Origin of the sequence: Rivularia sp. UHCC 0363, assembly GCF_034931125.1 — a bacterium.
GTDB lineage: Bacteria > Cyanobacteriota > Cyanobacteriia > Cyanobacteriales > Nostocaceae > Rivularia.
This window is the reverse complement of the sequence record NZ_JAYGHM010000039.1, coordinates 55,553-72,820: the sequence shown is the minus strand read 5'-3', so window position 1 is coordinate 72,820 and position 17,268 is coordinate 55,553. Positions and strand designations below refer to the sequence as shown.

16 protein-coding genes and 2 pseudogenes are annotated in these 17,268 nt (G+C 39.9%); 6 read left to right on the top strand and 12 right to left on the bottom strand.

Annotated elements, in window-relative coordinates:
• Both VB797_RS21335 and VB797_RS21330 read right to left on the bottom strand, forming a co-directional pair.
• A pseudogene (locus tag VB797_RS21335) lies at nt 1-1,233 on the bottom strand (hypothetical protein); the annotation flags it as partial.
• A 226-nt stretch (nt 1,234-1,459) separates the two neighbouring features.
• Nucleotides 1,460-1,894, bottom strand: a complete 435-nt coding sequence (locus VB797_RS21330) for a hypothetical protein (RefSeq protein WP_323239747.1) — start codon at nt 1,892-1,894, stop codon at nt 1,460-1,462.
• Nucleotides 1,895-2,319: 425 nt separating this feature from the next.
• Between VB797_RS21330 and VB797_RS21325 the strand changes: the two genes are divergently transcribed.
• Nucleotides 2,320-2,583, top strand: a complete 264-nt coding sequence (locus VB797_RS21325) for a hypothetical protein (RefSeq protein WP_323239746.1) — start codon at nt 2,320-2,322, stop codon at nt 2,581-2,583.
• A 318-nt stretch (nt 2,584-2,901) separates the two neighbouring features.
• On the opposite strand, the gene VB797_RS21320 is transcribed toward VB797_RS21325, so the two are convergent.
• Complete coding sequence (locus tag VB797_RS21320; protein ID WP_323239745.1) at nt 2,902-4,083, bottom strand: tyrosine-type recombinase/integrase; 1,182 nt, start codon at nt 4,081-4,083, stop codon at nt 2,902-2,904.
• A gap of 545 nt (nt 4,084-4,628) precedes the next feature.
• On the opposite strand from VB797_RS21320, the gene VB797_RS21315 reads away from it, so the two are divergent.
• Together VB797_RS21315 and VB797_RS21310 are read left to right on the top strand one after the other, a co-directional pair.
• Nucleotides 4,629-5,126, top strand: a complete 498-nt coding sequence (locus tag VB797_RS21315; RefSeq protein WP_323239744.1) for a DUF4365 domain-containing protein — start codon at nt 4,629-4,631, stop codon at nt 5,124-5,126.
• On the top strand, nt 5,123-5,680 hold the full coding sequence (locus VB797_RS21310; RefSeq protein ID WP_323239743.1) for a hypothetical protein: 558 nt from the start codon (nt 5,123-5,125) through the stop codon (nt 5,678-5,680). The genes VB797_RS21315 and VB797_RS21310 overlap by 4 nt, the downstream gene beginning before the upstream one ends.
• A gap of 91 nt (nt 5,681-5,771) precedes the next feature.
• On the opposite strand, the gene VB797_RS21305 is transcribed toward VB797_RS21310, so the two are convergent.
• Complete coding sequence (locus VB797_RS21305) at nt 5,772-5,954, bottom strand: DUF1778 domain-containing protein (RefSeq protein WP_323239742.1); 183 nt, start codon at nt 5,952-5,954, stop codon at nt 5,772-5,774.
• 623 nt (nt 5,955-6,577) lie between these two features.
• Between VB797_RS21305 and VB797_RS21300 the strand changes: the two genes are divergently transcribed.
• From VB797_RS21300 to VB797_RS21290, 3 genes are read left to right on the top strand one after another with little or no spacing between them, the layout of a single operon-like run.
• Nucleotides 6,578-9,076, top strand: coding sequence for a helicase-related protein (locus VB797_RS21300; protein WP_323239741.1), 2,499 nt, complete (start codon nt 6,578-6,580; stop codon nt 9,074-9,076).
• Nucleotides 9,077-9,113: 37 nt separating this feature from the next.
• Nucleotides 9,114-9,374, top strand: a complete 261-nt coding sequence (locus VB797_RS21295; RefSeq protein ID WP_323239740.1) for a hypothetical protein — start codon at nt 9,114-9,116, stop codon at nt 9,372-9,374.
• A gap of 56 nt (nt 9,375-9,430) precedes the next feature.
• Nucleotides 9,431-10,906 (top strand): hypothetical protein, encoded by a 1,476-nt coding sequence (locus VB797_RS21290; protein WP_323239739.1) that lies wholly within the window; start codon nt 9,431-9,433, stop codon nt 10,904-10,906.
• Here the strand turns inward: VB797_RS21290 and VB797_RS21285 are convergent.
• The 8 genes and pseudogenes from VB797_RS21285 to VB797_RS21250 all read right to left on the bottom strand — a co-directional run bounded on the left by VB797_RS21285 (nt 10,886) and on the right by VB797_RS21250 (nt 17,198).
• Nucleotides 10,886-12,184, bottom strand: a pseudogene (locus VB797_RS21285) (ISAs1 family transposase). The gene VB797_RS21290 and the pseudogene VB797_RS21285 overlap by 21 nt on opposite strands.
• Nucleotides 12,185-12,305: 121 nt before the next feature.
• Nucleotides 12,306-12,455: a hypothetical protein gene (locus tag VB797_RS21280; protein ID WP_323239738.1), complete on the bottom strand. Its 150-nt coding sequence runs from the start codon at nt 12,453-12,455 to the stop codon at nt 12,306-12,308.
• 192 nt (nt 12,456-12,647) lie between these two features.
• Nucleotides 12,648-13,511: a hypothetical protein gene (locus VB797_RS21275; protein WP_323239737.1), complete on the bottom strand. Its 864-nt coding sequence runs from the start codon at nt 13,509-13,511 to the stop codon at nt 12,648-12,650.
• On the bottom strand, nt 13,469-13,882 hold the full coding sequence (locus VB797_RS21270; protein ID WP_323239736.1) for a hypothetical protein: 414 nt from the start codon (nt 13,880-13,882) through the stop codon (nt 13,469-13,471). The genes VB797_RS21275 and VB797_RS21270 overlap by 43 nt, the downstream gene beginning before the upstream one ends.
• Before the next feature lie 49 nt (nt 13,883-13,931).
• On the bottom strand, nt 13,932-14,600 hold the full coding sequence (locus VB797_RS21265) for a hypothetical protein (protein ID WP_323239735.1): 669 nt from the start codon (nt 14,598-14,600) through the stop codon (nt 13,932-13,934).
• A gap of 64 nt (nt 14,601-14,664) precedes the next feature.
• Entirely contained in the window at nt 14,665-16,047 is a 1,383-nt protein-coding gene (locus tag VB797_RS21260; protein ID WP_323239734.1) for a hypothetical protein, read from the bottom strand.
• Complete coding sequence (locus VB797_RS21255) at nt 16,037-16,999, bottom strand: hypothetical protein (protein ID WP_323239733.1); 963 nt, start codon at nt 16,997-16,999, stop codon at nt 16,037-16,039. The genes VB797_RS21260 and VB797_RS21255 overlap by 11 nt, the downstream gene beginning before the upstream one ends.
• Complete coding sequence (locus VB797_RS21250) at nt 16,953-17,198, bottom strand: hypothetical protein (protein WP_323239732.1); 246 nt, start codon at nt 17,196-17,198, stop codon at nt 16,953-16,955. The genes VB797_RS21255 and VB797_RS21250 overlap by 47 nt, the downstream gene beginning before the upstream one ends.
• Nucleotides 17,199-17,268: the final 70 nt, after the last annotated feature.

The window sequence follows — 17,268 nt, the reverse complement described above, 5'->3', positions numbered from 1 at the left end:
AACTGCACAGTTGAGAGGAACAGCACCTTTATACAATTTCTTCTGTGCATCAAAGCTTTCCTCCTGCTTAATTTCAGCACCTACATCTCTACCAGTTCCTTTAAATAATGCTCGTTCCCTAGCAGCTTTGGTTTGCTTCGCTTGACGATGAAGATTATCTTCAGTCAAGTAACGATTAGCTCCTGAAATTTCTACCCATACTTCGGTATCTCGGACGTGATTTTCGCTCAAGACTTTCCACATCCATGCGATTTGTTCTTTTGCACTCGTCCATGCAATTACGGTATCTACCATTGTTAAAACACCGCATACTTTATCTTTAACATAAACGCGGTTCGTACATTGACGATGTTCCGGACATGAACTTCTACCTTTTTCTCCAGAAATCAAGATAGTTGTGGAGTGTTTGAGGGAATTTTGAATTTCCGTTAATTTAATACCGCTATCTTTATCTTCTGAGATAACTAAAACTTGAGGAATCGGTGGTGCTTCATATTTATTAAATCTGCTCCACAACCATGACCATAATTGTGCATCGTCAAGTGGTGTAAGTTCCAATCCCGCTTTTGTATTAAACAGCATTTCCCATTGAATAAATCCTTGGGTATAGGCTTTCATCAATAAGACATTGAGAAGTTGTTCTTGCCTTTGTGATATACGTCCGGTAACGTTATCTAATAAAAAACGTCCTGCTTTACCCGTGTAATGTATTAATTTGGATAAAGGGTCAGTTTTATTTTCTCCAAATTTATCTACAGTCCAGGTACAGAATACTATTTGCTGCCAAGTTGACCTTGCTCCTTTACGAGTTAATTCTTGTACTCTTGCTTGTTCATTGCGGATTAATATAGCTGGTAGTTTTAAGGAACAATTTTCGGCAAGATTGTTGAGATGTTCAAGTCTTGCAGAGTCATCCGAATACCGTCCTAGAAGAAACGTACATTTTTCTCCTGGAAGAATAGATTTCATCGCTTCGGAAACAGAAGCCGATACTGATGATATTTCTTCTGGGTAAAGTTGGTTGTGGATACCTCTGATTTGGAATGCAAAAACTACTTGGAATTGGTTTTCATCTTTAATATCACCTTGGTTGAGTAAAAATGCTCCTATTTTACGATTATCCCTTTCAATGCGAACCATGCAGCAGAGGTCGAGTTCGTTCTCAAAGGGAATGTATTGCGACTTTCCATTGTCTTGGTTGATAGAATTTATTGAAGGAATATAAGTTTTCATTGTAATAAGGCATTTCCCATAAACAAATAATTGTCACCATCAATTATTTAAGAATAACTTTTCTTCCCCCTGCCCCCTGCCTTCTTTAGCTGCTTCCTAATATTCCGAGAAAGTAAGGGAGACACATACATTGCTCCACCGATAATCCAGTTGCTACCTTTGGGTTTGCGAAAACGATTAATATATTTATCCGGGTCTTTCCCCGTCACAAACCACCAACTTAAAATTAACCAAAAACTGATAACTGCGACCTTCGGTATTCCCCAACTAAGTAATCCATCAAAAATAAAGGTGAAGAAAAAGAATTTGTTAGATTATTTTCCGATTCTGTTGCAGCGATCGTTGTTGTTTGTTCGTAAGAGATAATATTTCCTTTTTCGGATTCAATATTGATTTGCTGCTGGTCAAAAGGAATAGTGTCAGTTGTCTTACTAGGTTCGTTTGCGAAAGAAAAGTTGAATCCAGCCAGTTGATTTTCCTCAAAGACTAAATTCATTTGTATTTCTTTACCATGTTCTAAACTAACTTCCTTTAAAGCTGCTTGTAAATCCTTAATATCGACTAGATGATGCCTCGCCTCCAATACTTGATTTACAACATCAGATATAAACTTCAATTCTTCTGGGTCTGTTAGAAAGTAATTATCAGTTGAATGGTTCATGATTATATCTGATAGCTATGTACATTCGCAGTTGTGCCTCTTCTAATTTTTTGTAAGATAAGCTTTTTACGTTATTAACGTAATTCTCATTCAAATTCTGCTAATCAATATTTCCCTTGTGGCGTAAAGAGATTTATTACTATAGTAATAAAAATGTCTATCACTATAGTGATAGATAAATCCGGGATTAAATGCCTGAATATACTCCCTACTAATTATTTGAGCATAAAAGGCTATGCCACTAGCTTTAAGATAATAGTTTTTCTTTTGCTATAAAATAATTGCTGATAAAAAATAACTATGTCTAAATAGTGAGCAGCTATTTTTCATAACCTTATGTAACTCAATTCACTATTTTTTGTGAACCCAGTGAGAAATATTATGGCTTTGTGAAAATTTACAAAAATATATTTTTAGGGATTACGATGATGTTCCAGTTCGTTACAAAGCAGCAAGCATCAGAAAGACTAAATATGAGCTTTTCTACACTTAAAAAATATCGTTTAGATGGGACATGGATTGAAGGAACCCATTGGATCAAATTGAATAGCCGTTGTATTCGATATAATTTAGAGCTTATTCAAGATTGGTTCCATAATCGTCAAGATCCAATTGCTCATCATAGAGCGATTGATTTGTATCATGCTAGTTTAGTTAGTAATCAAAAACGTAACAAACGAAAAGCTTGAGGATACTGGTAAGTGATTTAAAATAAGTGTATATTCCATTCCTTTCCATTATGAAGAATGTAATAGTTATTAATCTATTAATCAATACAAACTTTTGTTTTCGCCCGACTAATTAGATTGTTTACTCTTAACTACAATTTCCATATCGCAACAAGACAGCATTTAAAAAACGAAAAAGCCTTTCTGTTGAAAAACCTGACAATTTACCTTTCATCAAAGCAGAAAATTTCTGTAACTATTAAAGTGAAGAAGGTAATACTTACTATTAAACTTCTTTTTTTGAGTAGATATCCAATAGTAAGTATCGCCAATTAAATCCTAAAACTCCGGCAAGAAAAGCTCCCGACTTTGCCCCGCATAATGTCGGTAAATAATCTCAGGTGAATTACCTACCATTTTGGCTAAATCTTTTACATCTACTCCATTCTTCAAAGCCATCGTAATAAATGTATGCCGGGTTTGGTAAAGCTTCCGATAATCAACACCATCAAGCATGGATAGCACAGTCTTCCAAGCCCTTCTACTCACGTTTTGCACATCTATCCACTTACCTTCAGGCGAAGGGAAAACCTTAGTTTCACCCGACACATCAGCAGGTTGGATTGATTTTAAGAACATAGCCAAGCGGTTATTAATTGGAAAAAGTCGCTTCCTCTGCGTCTTCAAACCTGGTTTGCAAGTTAATCCTGATTCAGAAATCACTACAGCTTGCTCAAACCGAATCTGAGTAAAGTCATTACTTATATGCTTCCATTGCAAACCCACAGCTTCAGATGGGCGGCAGCCCGTCATGAAAAGAAATTCAATGAACGATGCATAGTGAGTGTAATATCGATTTTCCTTGAATGCTTGGATAATGCGATCGCGCTCCTCAACGTTAAAAGGATTAATATCCGTCTCCTCGGAATCACCATGTCGTACTTTAATATCGCTCGCCATATCCGCAAAAGGATTAGCCTCAATCAATTGAGATTTCACAGCCCAATTGCAACAAGCCGAAAACTGAGTCAGTATTTTTTTGGCAGATAACGGGCTTCTATTGGCAATTAACCAATCCCGAATCGCTACAGCTTTATCTAAAGTCTTCACTGGCAGATGCACGTTAATACAACGGTAAATTTTCTTGTAATCCTTTGCCAAAGTACTAGGAGATAAACTTGAGCGCTTATATTCGGTATAACTGTCCCACAAATCAGCTAAAGAAGCATAACTTTCTGGACAAGGTTCGACGGGTGACTTCTCGCTGTTTGCCGATGGTGTAAAGATGGCTTGCTGCGATTCCGGCTTGTACCGAACCAAAGTGATATCAAAATTATTGCAGAGAATATCCAACTCAATTTGTTTAGCCTTCATCTCCGCTAGCTTGCGGTTGGCTTTGGTATCGGTAAAACCCGTTGATAAATAATGACGTTTACCCCCAAAACTAAAAACGAGTTGCAAGCGCTCATTTGAAGTTTTAATTTGGACAGTTCCTTTTGAGGCTTTACGTTGAGAACCCACAAGTGACTCCTGGATTTACAAGTGAAGACAAAGAGAAAATGCGATCGCTGGTTTTCTCTATTGCCTTTGCTGGACTTGGAATCAGCGCGCTCTGATTTACCCTAACTTTACCCCAATAAATTGTCCAACCTCGCCCAAAAATGTCCAACGTGGGGGTAAATTTACACCCAACTTACACCCCTCGAATCGCTGAAACGGGGTTTTTGCGGCATTAAAAAACCCCCAGAAGCTGTATTCTGCTGGGGGTTTCGTATTGTATGCCAGGAACCAGACTTGAACTGGTGACACGAGGATTTTCAGTCTGACTTCAACCACGCCACTACAGTACTTTCACCCTTTTCACACTCTCTTACCCCCATTTTACCCCCATTCCTACTGACACGAGGACTAATCGTAAAATCAGTCTTCCTTCTAATTAGTGTGACACGAGGACTAAAGATGAAATTAGTCCCCCTTCTGGATGTTTTTGTAAATTCAAAACCGATTAATTTTGAGTCAAATGCAGTGTAAACTCAATATTGCATTAGAAATAAACACGATATTCAGTGGAAATCAGCCAACAGAAAGAACAATTTAGCAACGCATATCTTCAAGCCGTCACCAGTGTTGCAGGTTATTCTCTCTACAAACCAGCCGTAGACGACGACAGCGTAGACTGGGGCATAGCAGCCAGAGGTATAATAGGACGTATCCGTGCGCCTCGGTTGGAATTACAGTTAAAATCTACATCAAGGGATGTTATGAAGGATAACGCAATCAGCTATCCTTTGAAGTTGAAAAACTACGATGATTTACGAATGATTGATTTTGTCATTCCAAGAATCTTAATTGTAGTTTTACTTCCCGATAACTTAGAGGAGTGGGTGCAACAATCAGAACAAGAACTTTGTATGAGATATTGCGGTTATTGGTTATCGCTCAGAGGAATGCCGGAAACACAAAATACATCGGCTGTAACTGTTACCATACCAAGAAATAATCAATTTACAGTTACTGCTCTTGAGTCAATAATGCAAGATATTGGTCAAGGAATACAACCATGAAATTCACAGTAGAAGATACCCAAATCATTAAAAATATAGAACCACAACAACTGAGGGATTATTTGCAATCTCACGGTTGGTATGAAGATGGACAATTTCTTGATAATGCTACAATTTGGCACAAGCAAGTAGTAGAAGAAGGTGTTCACCGTAGGTGCGGCTTATTTGAAATCTTGCTGCCAAATACAAAAAATGTAAGAGATTATCTTCCAAGAATTCGTGAAGCGATTGAAACGTTAGCAGCTTCAGAAAATCTTTCTCAACTTGAAATTTTAAGCGATTTTATTAATAATTATCCGAATTTAAAACTACAAGGTTTTGTCACACAAATCGCAACCCCTCACGAATATAAATTGAGCGGTGAAATTACAATTATTTGTCCAGTATTTGATAAATTACGCAAAATAAAAGCTGAACTGAAAGACCATAATTATATTTTAGCTATCATTGCTTATCAAGAAAGATTACCTATTGTTTGTATGGGAGATTTATTTAAAGAAAATGATATTTTTGTTTTGAAAAGTCCCCGTGGTTTTCAAATTGAGAATATTTGAATTTTTGGTAATTAGGGCTTGCTGAATACAATTTAAGCTATCATTCCCGCTAGTAAACGCCGAAGGTTATGCTTCTTTTCCTGCTCGCAGTTCAATCGTTAATGCCATTATTTTCTATCACTTGTTTATAACGTGAAGTTGCTTTCCTCAATGCATCTGATGGTTGAGAAGAGTTTAAAATCGCTTCAAAAAAAGCTTCTGAATCTTCTTTACTCAGCTTCAGATTTTGTTGCTGTTCGATAAATTTATAAGCAATAGCTTTAACGCTCTTCATTAACCACATCTGTTAAGGTTACTCCCTACAAATTGCCGGATTTCTTTCATAAAGCTTTTATTTCCAGGTTCACGCGAGCAACTTTCTTCGAGCCATTGATTTTGGAACGTTAGTGTTGCTCATAGATTACATAGAGTTAATTAACTTTTATATTATATACGGCAATATGCCGTATACCTGTAGATTTTGAATTTGGCAAGAGCATAATGCGATAGGTGACTTTAAGTGAGTTTATTAATCGCACAACCAGATTATCCGGTTTAGGATAATCTGGTGAAAATCTTTTTATGTAATGATTACAGCTTTACCATTTAGGTGGAGAGTTGTTTAAATTATTCATTTTTATGACTCGGAGTTAGATTTATCGCTCGTTTCAATATTATTCACATGAGCATTTTTCGTATTCGATCAACAGCTAGTAAAGTTATTTGACTATAAATGTGACTCTAATCACACAATAATTCTATAAATCATTAGTGCTAATTAGTAATATTACTGATATAACTAATAGGATTCTTAATACCTTATTTACAGTAGTAAAGTTTTACTACCCTAATTTAGCTTGTTTTTTTAGGTAGTATGTACCTTTACGCTGATAGGTTTTATTACGTCTAGCTTTTAGCATGACAGATACCATTAGTTACACGCCAGGTTCCATAGTCAGCTGTCGCGATCGCCAATGGGTAGTTTTGCCCTCAGAAATTGAGGAGATTATCCGTTTGCGTCCTTTGAGTGGCAATGAAGATGAAATTGCTGGTATTTATTGGCAGTTGGGGGTAGAGCAGATTGAAGAGGCAACTTTTCCGTCGCCCGACCCTAAGCAAGTTCAAGACCATACTGCGGCATTGCTATTGATGAATGCTGCACGTTTGCTGTTGCGGAGTGGTGCGGGACCTTTTCGCTGTTTGGGACGTTTATCGGTGCGCCCTCGTCCCTATCAGTTGGTGCCGTTATTAATGGCTTTGAGGTTGGAGACTGTACGCTTGCTGATTGCCGATGATGTGGGTATTGGTAAGACTATTGAAGCTGGACTAATTGCACGGGAGTTGCTCGATCGCGGTGAAGTCAAGCGGATTGCGGTGCTGTGCCCTCCTCATTTATGCGACCAATGGCAGCAAGAATTGCAGGAAAAGTTTCATATTGATGCTGTAGTGGTACGTTCGGGTACGGTGGCAAAGTTGGAACGCGGATTACCTTCTGGTGACAATCATATTTTTGGTTACTATCGTCATTTGATTGTTAGTTTGGATTATGCGAAATCTGAACGACGACGTGCTAGCTTTATTACTCATTGTCCGGATTTTGCGATCGTAGATGAGGCGCATACTTGTACGCACCGGGGTAATAACAGTTCATCGCAGCAGCAAAGAAACCAACTGGTAGAGGAAATATCTCAAAAATCCAATCAACATTTAGTTTTACTGACTGCTACTCCTCATAGCGGTATTGAAGATTCTTTTTTGTCGCTTGTGGGTTTACTTCAACCGGAATTTGCGCTGTTTAAGTTCGATAGTTTAACTAAAAAGCAGAGCGAGCAACTATCCAATCATTTTGTGCAGCGACGACGGGTAGATGTTAAGCATTGGTTGGGAGATGAAACGCATTTTCCCCAAAGAAAGTCGGATGAATATGCCTACAAATTATCGCCGGAATATCGGGATTTATTTGATTCTGTATACAATTTTGTGCGTGGTTTGGTCAAAACGACCAATGAAGATATGAGTTATGCCCAGCGAAGGGGAAGATATTGGTCTGCTTTGGCTTTAATTCGCTGTGTTATGTCTTCACCTGCGGCTGCTGTAGCAACTTTGAGCAAGCAGGCTAGTAAAAGGGATGGGGTAGAATTTTCTGCTTTGGATGAAGAAATCATGGGTGCCTATGTTTATGATTCCACGCAGCAAGAACGAGCAGTTGATGCACCTCCTACTGTGGTATTGGAACAAGGATCGCTTAGTTATAGTGATACCGAACGTCGCAAAATTAGGTCTTTTGTGGAAGCGGCGGAAAATTTGAAGGGTAGTAAAGACGAGAAGTTAAAATGTTGTATTGCTACTGTTGAATCTCTTCTGGAGTCAGGTTGTAATCCGATTATTTGGTGTCGTTATATTGCCACGGCGAATTATGTTGCTGATGCTTTGAAGCAGAAGTTAGAAAAGCGGAAGGTTAAAAGCAGCGAGAATAATGGCATACGGGTAATTGCGATTACTGGAGAACTTTCTGAGGATGAGCGAGAAATTCGTTTACAAGAGTTAAAATCTTATCCAGTACGAGTGCTGGTTGCTACTGATTGTTTGAGTGAAGGGGTAAACTTACAGTCACACTTCAGTGCTGTTGTTCATTACGATTTACCTTGGAATCCCAACCGTTTGGAGCAACGAGAAGGACGTATTGACCGTTACGGGCAAACTGCAATTGAGGTAAAATGCTGTTTGATTTACGGTCGGGATAATCCCGTAGATGGAGCGGTGCTAGATGTATTAATTCGCAAAGCGGTACAAATTCACAAGTCTTTGGGAGTTACAGTTCCCGTACCGATGAATAGTAACACGGTGGCGGAATCGGTATTTCAATCTTTGTTCGATCGCGCTACCGATGCAGTACAGTTATCTTTGTTGGATTTACTTGATGAAAATGAATCTCCCATAGACAAGGTTCACAAAAATTGGGATAAAGCCGTAGAAAGAGAAAAACTTAATCGTAGCCGTTTTGTTCAACGCACCATTAAACCAGCCGAAGTCGAGCAAGAATTAATTGAATCCGATAACATTTTGGGTTCCCAAGCAGACGTAGAGTGGTTTGTGCGGGAAGCTTGTGAAAGGTACAGTTGTGGATTGATTGGCAAGAAAAACCAGCAATGGCTGCTACCAACAATACCGAATTTTCTTCAGCCAACTTTGGGAGATAAGCCGCGTTTAATTACTTTTATCTCACCCGCACCTGAAGGTGTGGAATATATCGGACGAAATCATGATTTGGTTGCGGGTTTAGCGCGTCAAATTTTGGAAACAACTTTAGAAAATCCTGCTGATGCTGTGGCTTCTAGATGTGGGTTTACCAAAACTGATGCAGTTGAAAAACGGACAACGCTTTTACTGTTGCGCTTACGGCATTTACTAGATTAGTGCCAAGCAGGAAAATCTACTCGCGGAAGAATGTGCTGTGGTGGGATTTACGGGTAGCCCATCTCATCCGCATTGGCTTTCACCAGAAGATGCGATCGCACTTTTAACTTCAGCGAAGCCATCGGGGGATGTGATTCCAGAAATGAAGCAAGTAGAAATCACGGATTTTCTGGAGAGGATTGAGGAAATACAGCCAGCTTTAGAAAACTTTGCAATTGAGCATTCCGAGTTGCTTTTGCAGTCACATCGGCGGGTACGTCAAATTACTAAAGAAGGGAAAATCCGCGTCAAGCCATAGTTACCGATGGATATTTTAGGAATTTACATTTTGCAACCGGGTGGAAGGAAGAAATCATGAGTATCGCGGGTATTAATTTAGCTGGAGTGCAAATTGAAGGTAATTTGATTGCTCCGGATATGACAACCGAATTGCTGGCTGGCGGTATAAAAGGGCAATCATCAGAAGATTTTGGTTTTGAGAAAACTGATAAACTAGCAGATGAAATTGCTACAGCTTGGGGTGATGCCAAAATATATTGGGCGGCTTTTCAACGGGCTTTGGCAAGATTAAAGGAGAACGATACAGCAACAACTATTACCCGCGAACAGTGGGCAGTACCTTTACTACGGAGTTTGGGATATAACCCGGTTTACGTAGCCAAAGCCGAGGTAGTAGAAGGACAAACCTATGCAATTTCCCACCGTGCGGAGACGGGAGAGAATAAACCACCCATTCACATTGTTGGTTGTGGGGTAAAGTTAGAACAACGCCCACCCAGCGGTAATCCCAGGTTATCGGCACACGCGCTGGTACAGGAATATCTCAACCGTACAGAACATTTATGGGCTGTTGTTACTAACGGTTTATGTTGGCGTTTGCTGCGGGATACTTCCTTGATGACGCGGCTTACCTATATCGAATTTGACTTAGAGCAAATTCTGAATGGGGAAAACTTTGCGGAATTTGGTTTATTTTATCGACTTTTTCACCGTTCCCGTTTACCTGAAGGAATGGATGATGGGGATAAATGCCTTTTAGAATTTTATCATCAAGAAGCAATTCAACAAGGCGGACGAGTTAGGGATAGACTGCGAGATGGAGTTGAAAAAGCGCTGCAACTTTTGGGTACGGGTTTTCTCCAACATCCCCAAAATGAAAGTTTGCGAGAGAAGTTTATTTCGGGGAAAGATGCGCTGTTCGCGGAGCGTCTCGTAGAGAAGCGCAACTACGAACTGGATTATTATCGTCAATTATTACTGTTGATTTATCGGTTACTATTTTTAATGGTTGCCGAATCGCGTAACTTATTATTTGTAGAAGCGGAAGATTTAGCTTCTCCAGAAAAAACTCGCATCTATCAAGAATATTACAGCATTGAACGGCTGCGGATGTTAGCAGAGCGTCCGAAATGGCGACGGGAAGGTTTTCAAGATTTATGGCAAGGTTTGCGAGTAACCTTTATGCTATTTGATGAAAATTGGCGAGGAAAGTTATTGGGTTTATCACCGTTAAATGGGGATTTATTTGGTAGCAATACTCTCGTGGATTTAGATAATTGTGCCATTGATAATTACGATTTATTGCAAGCGATTCGGCATTTATCTTTGTACGAAAAAGCCGGACAATTGCGAAGGGTGAATTATGCAGCTTTGGATGTAGAGGAATTAGGAAGTGTTTATGAGAGTTTATTGGATTTTCATCCCCAGATAAGAAAACGTCATGGGATGCATGAATTTGTTTTAGCTTTGGGGAGCGATCGCAAAACTACTGGTTCTTATTACACTCCCAGGGTAAGCGCACCTCAAACCCTATTGACAACAGGCTTTTAAGGTATCATTATGGTTGTGAGATAAACAAGCAGCCAGAATCGTTAACATATAGTTGTTATCCATAGCCGCTCGATTGGACTTTTGACGATTACTGCGCTTTAACGATTGCTCCAAATTCAATGCGTTAATTGCAATTCGACGCAGCAGTGACAAATTTTGTGGAGCATGACCACTACGGACGCGGCAAGCGTCTTCATTGAAGGTAACGTCTAAAGTCCAATGCAACCCGTTTTCAACGCTCCAATGCAAGCGAATCGCCTGCCCCAACTTGCAAGCATTGCAATCGAGACTAGTCAGATAAAACTGCACTTCACGGGTTGTTTTGTTCCACAGATGTCTCACACGGACAACCCTTCGGGTTCGGCAGTTCGACGGGACGGAAACCGACACCGCCGACTGCACTCACCATAACTACAGACTTTAGTCCAACCCAGTCCGAATGATTGTGTAGGAGCGGTAGTTGAGAAACAGGAACACACCAAGTTTGGCGTTTTTCAGTGCGGTGATGCCCTTTTTCTATCCGCTTATCATAACTATGGGTAATTCCTTCAAAGCCTTTGATTAAATGTTGTTCAAACCAATCTTTTACTTGTGTATGAAGTGTAGGATGGTTCCCTTTAAGCGCTAAAATGTAATCAGCGTTGGCATTTTTGATTTGAGATGCAATTGCGGTTTGTGTTCCCATTGCATCAATTGTGATAATGCATCCTGCAATGTCTAATAATTCTAGTAGCGCCGGAATTGCAGTAATTTCGTTTGATTTATCAGCTACTTTAACTTGTCCCAAAACAAGACGATGCTGACTTGACCATGCACTGACCAGGTGCAAAGCTGTTTTTCCCAAAACTCTATCATAAGAACCTTTGATGGTTTTACCATTCCCTTGGAATTACCTGCGCTCCTGTTTTTTCAACGATTGATTCGACCCAACATCTAAAACATTGCTCAAATACTTTTGGATTGATACGCTCAAATACTCGACGGAAAGTGTCTGCACTTGGGATACCGCTCCGGTAAAACTAGAAGTTGGGAGAGCCATTCATATTTGCTTTCTCCATAATTTTCCATATCTTCCCAGCCCTTACCTCCAGCAATTACTGATAGTATTGCGATAACTAAAATATCTGTTAACAAGTGGACACGTGTCCTTTCAACACGCGGGTCTTCCACTTCACTAAAAATCTCTCCTATTTTTTCTGTTAATAAGGTCGCCGAAGCTATACTCAAAGCTTTGGAGCTTTTAGTCTTTTTTTGTGGAGATTTAAAACCGGATGCCACGAGATTATCCCTGATCAAAAATAGAGGCTTTGATTATCAGCGTACTACTTGAGATGTTTCATACTCAAATTTGTTATTTCACCCATCTTTTTGCTAAATAATCTGTATTTTCATATACATTTTAAGATGCGCTTACCCTGGGTTGCCAAGGCGCTTTCGCTTTCATATTTCCACCGTGAATTAACCAATGAGCAAACGGGCAAAGCGGAAGTACGTCTTTACCTAATTCCTCATGTCCTAAATGCCGATAGCCGACCCCTGTATGATGCATATTGTATTTACCATATTTTCTAGTAGCATATTTGCCTATTCTTATCCACGGAAACATCGAACATCTATTGCCAGATTGTTTTAGCCAGTAATAATGCTTACTTCTCCAAGCATCGGATTTAATGTACGAATAATAATCACTTGCTCTAAGATATTTTTTTGTTTTCATGGATAGTTTTTCTCCTATCAAATATTAAAAAATTAAGTTTTTAGCTGAAATAAAAGTAGTTGAAAATATGAAATTATTATCTGCTTGATAATCTATGTCTTGTTGCAAATAACTCATAAATTCTTGATGCCCTACTGATGTACGTCCTACAGGACATCCAGCGCTTGCATTATCAACAAACTTTTGGTCGCTTCCACTATGCTGATTAGCCCCAATTAATGAATATTCTTGTTTATCTCCCTCGTCAACCTTGCCGTTACGATTGAAATCCCGAATTATATTTACTGGTGCAACCTGAACTAAGGCAATCTCGCGACCTTTATGTTTTCCAATACGCCAAGCTTTATACTGTCCGGGAACTTGTATTTGTGCTGCACCATCACTATTCATCGGCTGCTTAGTATAATGATTCCCCGGTTCGATAGATGCCTCCCAAGCTCCAATCAGTCTGGGAGTCGGATTTACTTCAACTAAAAACCGCGAATCGTTAAATTGGTTGGGTGTGTTGTTATTGCTGGCACCTGACGGAAACATTCCTTGAACATAAAACACGTTATAGCGACGTTCTCCAGTTCGTACCTCCCAGTTTTGGCTGCGTGCGTAATCTACAAGAGCAACGGCTATTTCCGAAGCTTCTTTCGGTTGATTTAGGCTTGTCGAAAAACTAATACCAGCAATTCGGTTTAACTGAAATTTAGCTTCAAACCATTGATTTACTGAGGGATGTAGAATTGCGATCGCCATTACTAGAGACACCCCAAAACAACAAATACGGCCTCTTGCTTGAGATAATCTAAATTTACGATATGCTTCCTCAGATGCCTTTATTTCTTGATATTGAATTTCTATTGGGAGATGTTTGAGTAATTCTTCGGGTTGAAATGACATTTAGCATTCTTGTTATAAGCATCTAATAATGTTCGACAATTTTCATGTCCTAAAGGTTGTTGAGTTTCTTGAGTAGAAGTGGGTAAGGATTCTGAGTGCGTTAACTTTATGACAGCAGAACGAATATCGTTAGTAAGCGTTGCAATTAATGGTTGCATATTTGGGATTAAAGCAAACGAAGCATATCCAGGACTCGCCATATCCAAAACAAATACAACAAACACAGTACTGGTAATAAGAAAACTCGACGTAGGAACCCTCACCCAGGAAGAGCGAGGGAGGAGCCACTGCGTTGCGGAGGTTCCCTCCGTTGTAGCAAGTGGCGTTGAAGGAGGGAAGGAGTGAGGGAATTTATCTGACTTTTTGAACATTTTGACTTACCTTCAATACAATATTTTTCTTTCTCTCACTCTCTCCCTTCTATTTCCTCTCTACAGATTGATATCCACCATCCCCAGTCCAAGTAGTCAAAGGTAAGATAGTTGTCTGTTTTTGCTCTTTCACATCGACAGGTGATTGCTGCCAATTATTAGATTCAACAGTTTGTAGTCGTACAGCCTTATCTAAACTATCTCCCGCACCTGTGGCAACTTGACCAAATCCATTCCAAACACCGTTAGCGACAGGTTTACCAGCATTTACAACGCCATGACCGAATCGGACTGCTGTTGATGTATTTTGCGGTAATTGTCGAGGATTGCGAGTTGCAATTAGTCCTCCTAAAAAGAATTGAGTAACCCAGGAGCCAACAACTAAAGTACCGATACTCATGCTCCAAAAGGCAAATGAACGCCAAGGTTTAAAAGGGTTGGTATGATTGGCAACAGTACCCAAAGTCCCAATTGCAGCACCTGCTCCATTTTCCATTGCTGGGGTTACGCCACGGCTGTATTTTTGACCCCAATTGTAAGCACCCCTAGCGTAGCGTCCGGCATTATAGGCGCGGTTATGCCACTGATTGTTATGGGAATATTGGTCGTTATAACCGTCATCAAATTCTTCATAATGTGTGTCTACCACGTTGGTATCTAATTGATGGCTTGAAGCCAATTGTGGTAAATTTCTTCGGTACACTTGTTTTCTAGTCATTTTTATCTCCTAATTTAATGAATTAAAGTATCGGACACGAATCATTAGCTCTCTCGTTAACGGTTTATGTTTTATCTCCATCGGAACCCCATATATCTTCTTGCTCAATTAGTTTTTGGCGAAACTGTTCGGTATCCGTTGGTATAGATGAACCTTCTTCTGCCAAAGGTTTTTTCGCACTCACCGGAAGATATAAATACTGAGGACAGTATTTTTGAACTAGTTGGACGTAGTTGTATTTATCCTTTCCGTCAAGTCGAGTTGCGGGTGCGCCTTGCATCCAAGCCGGAATTTCTATTCTTGTTCTTTCTCTTTCTCCCCCATCTGGGCGAATCAAATAAGCCCAACCAGCACAACGTTTATTACCTTCTACATTAGTGTCAGTAATAGCTTGAGCATATACCCACACAATCGCATCCTTAATAGTTTGCGATTTACCAGCGAGAGCTTTTGCACCACCTAACATAGCCTGAGTATCGCCATGACTGGCAAAGGAAACGGACATATTAGCCTGCCGCAAAAATTGCACTACTGCTTCCCAGAATTTAGGCATCACAGTAGAGTCAATCACATCAATTTCGCTGGAATAATTGGACATTTCGTCAAGCGATAGATGCAGGTGATAATCTTCAAATGGTTCGTACTCCTTCGTCTCATCGCCAGCTTCTGCGATTCTCCAAAACGCAATGCGAGTAAATTCTCGTATAGCATTAGTTGCTTCGACAAAGTTGTAACCGCGTCCAAAAACCTTGATTCCTTTCCACTGTTGACCTTTGGCAAAAGGATTAACCATCCAAACCAAATGACCAAGTTTGATATGTTCGGCAATCAAATAACCAAGTTTTGAGGTTTTACCGCTGCCTTTTTCCTTACCAACAATCCCCACCGTATTTTCGTAAATTAAAGATTTAACTTCGGCATATTTCTCTTCTGAGCTACTATGCGGGTTCAATCCATTTGCAGCATTATAATCATTAGATATTGAAGCACCAATATCACTTGTTTGGTAGAAATTTGGAACTTCCTGTAGTGGGGATTTTTTAGCTTTTGCAGAAACACTCTGCTGTTGGATTTGGTTGGATATTTGGGTACTTGCCGGTGGTTCTTGATTGTTTTGTAATGGCGGCATTGCTTGAGAATTGTTAACTAATTGAACTGTATTCGGGACACAGTTTTGACCAGCAGCTAATAAAAGTCTCTGTTTGGTACTCTGCTTTTTATCAGCTAACTCCCAAAACACTAAACTTGATGTCCCGGCGGACGCAATGACAGCACCACCAAATCGTAGAAAAGATTTTGCTGGTTCAGGCATTTCCACTTCTACAACTTGCTGCTGGGTGGAGTATGGTGTTGCTGATTGTTGGATGGTGCTACTGCTAAAGCTGCTAGTGAACATCCAACTTCCTAATAGCAGAGGTATAGGTGCAAATATTAATTTACTGGGCATTTTTACCCCCTTTCAGTTTTGGTGAGGGTTTATCTTCTAATGGCTCTTGCTCAATTGATCGAGTAGTGGGGGTTGTTTCTGGTTTATCTTGCTGATAATCAGATATCTGTGCATCCTCCGAACTTGCTTTATTCCCAAACCAATCAGTCTTCTCAAGTTCGGATGCAACCGGACTTAATCCCTTTACACGCAAAGCTTCTAACATAGCGGCTTTTACTTCTTCTACAGATAGTCGCGTATTTTGGGCAATTGTAACCAAATTGAACCGCTGTGTTGTTTCCCTCCTGCTATTAGAGATAATATTGAGCTTAACCAAACCACTGGCAGCTAATTCCGCTGAGTCAATCGGAATAGTTACCCAAGAACCCGTGCTAGGGTCAACGTATTTAAGTTCTGCTTCTTTTCCTGATGCTCCAAGATTAATCCGTTTTAGTGCTTCAATTTCAGAACCGTGATTAATTACTTCCTCGTGTTGGTTGTAAGCCGGATTTTGGGAATTGTTTTGGCTGGCAATCATGCGATTACTATATCTCGCGCTCGCTTCCAACACCACAGCTTGTAATAAACCAGGATTGCTTACTAAGCCGGAACTGTAATCATTACGAGTCAAATATTCCCTGAAGTTGCTGTCGGCTGCATCTAAATTCTGGGATTTTTGCAAAAGTTCGGAGTAAGCTTCTTGGGATGGGTTGATTTCTGACGAACGTTGACCTGAAAGAGTTGTTGCGATCGCAGCAATCACAACCAATATTACTGTTGCCACAAAAATCGACATCAACCAGGGATTAGTTAGTAAAGAATCTAAACTTCCTGACTTAATAATATTGATTAGTCCGGATGTTGCAGCACTTTGAGGTAGTTGTCCGTGAGGATTTGGCACCCAAACGTCATCAAAATCATCTTTACTAAGTTGATTGTTTTGGTAATTCGGTTGTTGATCTTGAATTTGCATGGTTGCTCAAAACCTCCTTTCTATAATGCCTTAAGATAAGTACTGCAATAAGTCCTCCTAAAATAGTCCCGCCAATTCCACCAAGCATAATTTTGAAGAAAACTGGTTTTGGTGGAGAGGTAACACATACAGTAATTGTTGCAACGGTACAAGTTGTAGTTATTGCCGCAGTCGTTGCAAGAAATCCCCCTTCAGTCATAAAATCGGTAATAATTTGTCGGTCATTAACTACGGCTTTATTGATTGTCGGCGCGATTGCTTGTACAGTT

What these genes read in the sequence shown, in the direction of transcription:
- VB797_RS21260 (WP_323239734.1), bottom strand. Translation starts at nt 16,047, where the DNA reads ATGCCCAGTAAATTAATATTTGCACCTATACCTCTGCTATTAGGAAGT.
- VB797_RS21290 (WP_323239739.1), top strand. Translation starts at nt 9,431, where the DNA reads ATGAGTATCGCGGGTATTAATTTAGCTGGAGTGCAAATTGAAGGTAAT.
- VB797_RS21255 (WP_323239733.1), bottom strand. Translation starts at nt 16,999, where the DNA reads ATGCAAATTCAAGATCAACAACCGAATTACCAAAACAATCAACTTAGT.
- VB797_RS21270 (WP_323239736.1), bottom strand. Translation starts at nt 13,882, where the DNA reads ATGTTCAAAAAGTCAGATAAATTCCCTCACTCCTTCCCTCCTTCAACG.
- VB797_RS21310 (WP_323239743.1), top strand. Translation starts at nt 5,123, where the DNA reads ATGAAATTCACAGTAGAAGATACCCAAATCATTAAAAATATAGAACCA.
- VB797_RS21300 (WP_323239741.1), top strand. Translation starts at nt 6,578, where the DNA reads ATGACAGATACCATTAGTTACACGCCAGGTTCCATAGTCAGCTGTCGC.
- VB797_RS21325 (WP_323239746.1), top strand. Translation starts at nt 2,320, where the DNA reads ATGATGTTCCAGTTCGTTACAAAGCAGCAAGCATCAGAAAGACTAAAT.
- VB797_RS21250 (WP_323239732.1), bottom strand. Translation starts at nt 17,198, where the DNA reads ATGACTGAAGGGGGATTTCTTGCAACGACTGCGGCAATAACTACAACT.
- VB797_RS21305 (WP_323239742.1), bottom strand. Translation starts at nt 5,954, where the DNA reads ATGAAGAGCGTTAAAGCTATTGCTTATAAATTTATCGAACAGCAACAA.
- VB797_RS21265 (WP_323239735.1), bottom strand. Translation starts at nt 14,600, where the DNA reads ATGACTAGAAAACAAGTGTACCGAAGAAATTTACCACAATTGGCTTCA.
- VB797_RS21280 (WP_323239738.1), bottom strand. Translation starts at nt 12,455, where the DNA reads ATGCATCATACAGGGGTCGGCTATCGGCATTTAGGACATGAGGAATTA.
- VB797_RS21275 (WP_323239737.1), bottom strand. Translation starts at nt 13,511, where the DNA reads ATGTCATTTCAACCCGAAGAATTACTCAAACATCTCCCAATAGAAATT.
- VB797_RS21330 (WP_323239747.1), bottom strand. Translation starts at nt 1,894, where the DNA reads ATGAACCATTCAACTGATAATTACTTTCTAACAGACCCAGAAGAATTG.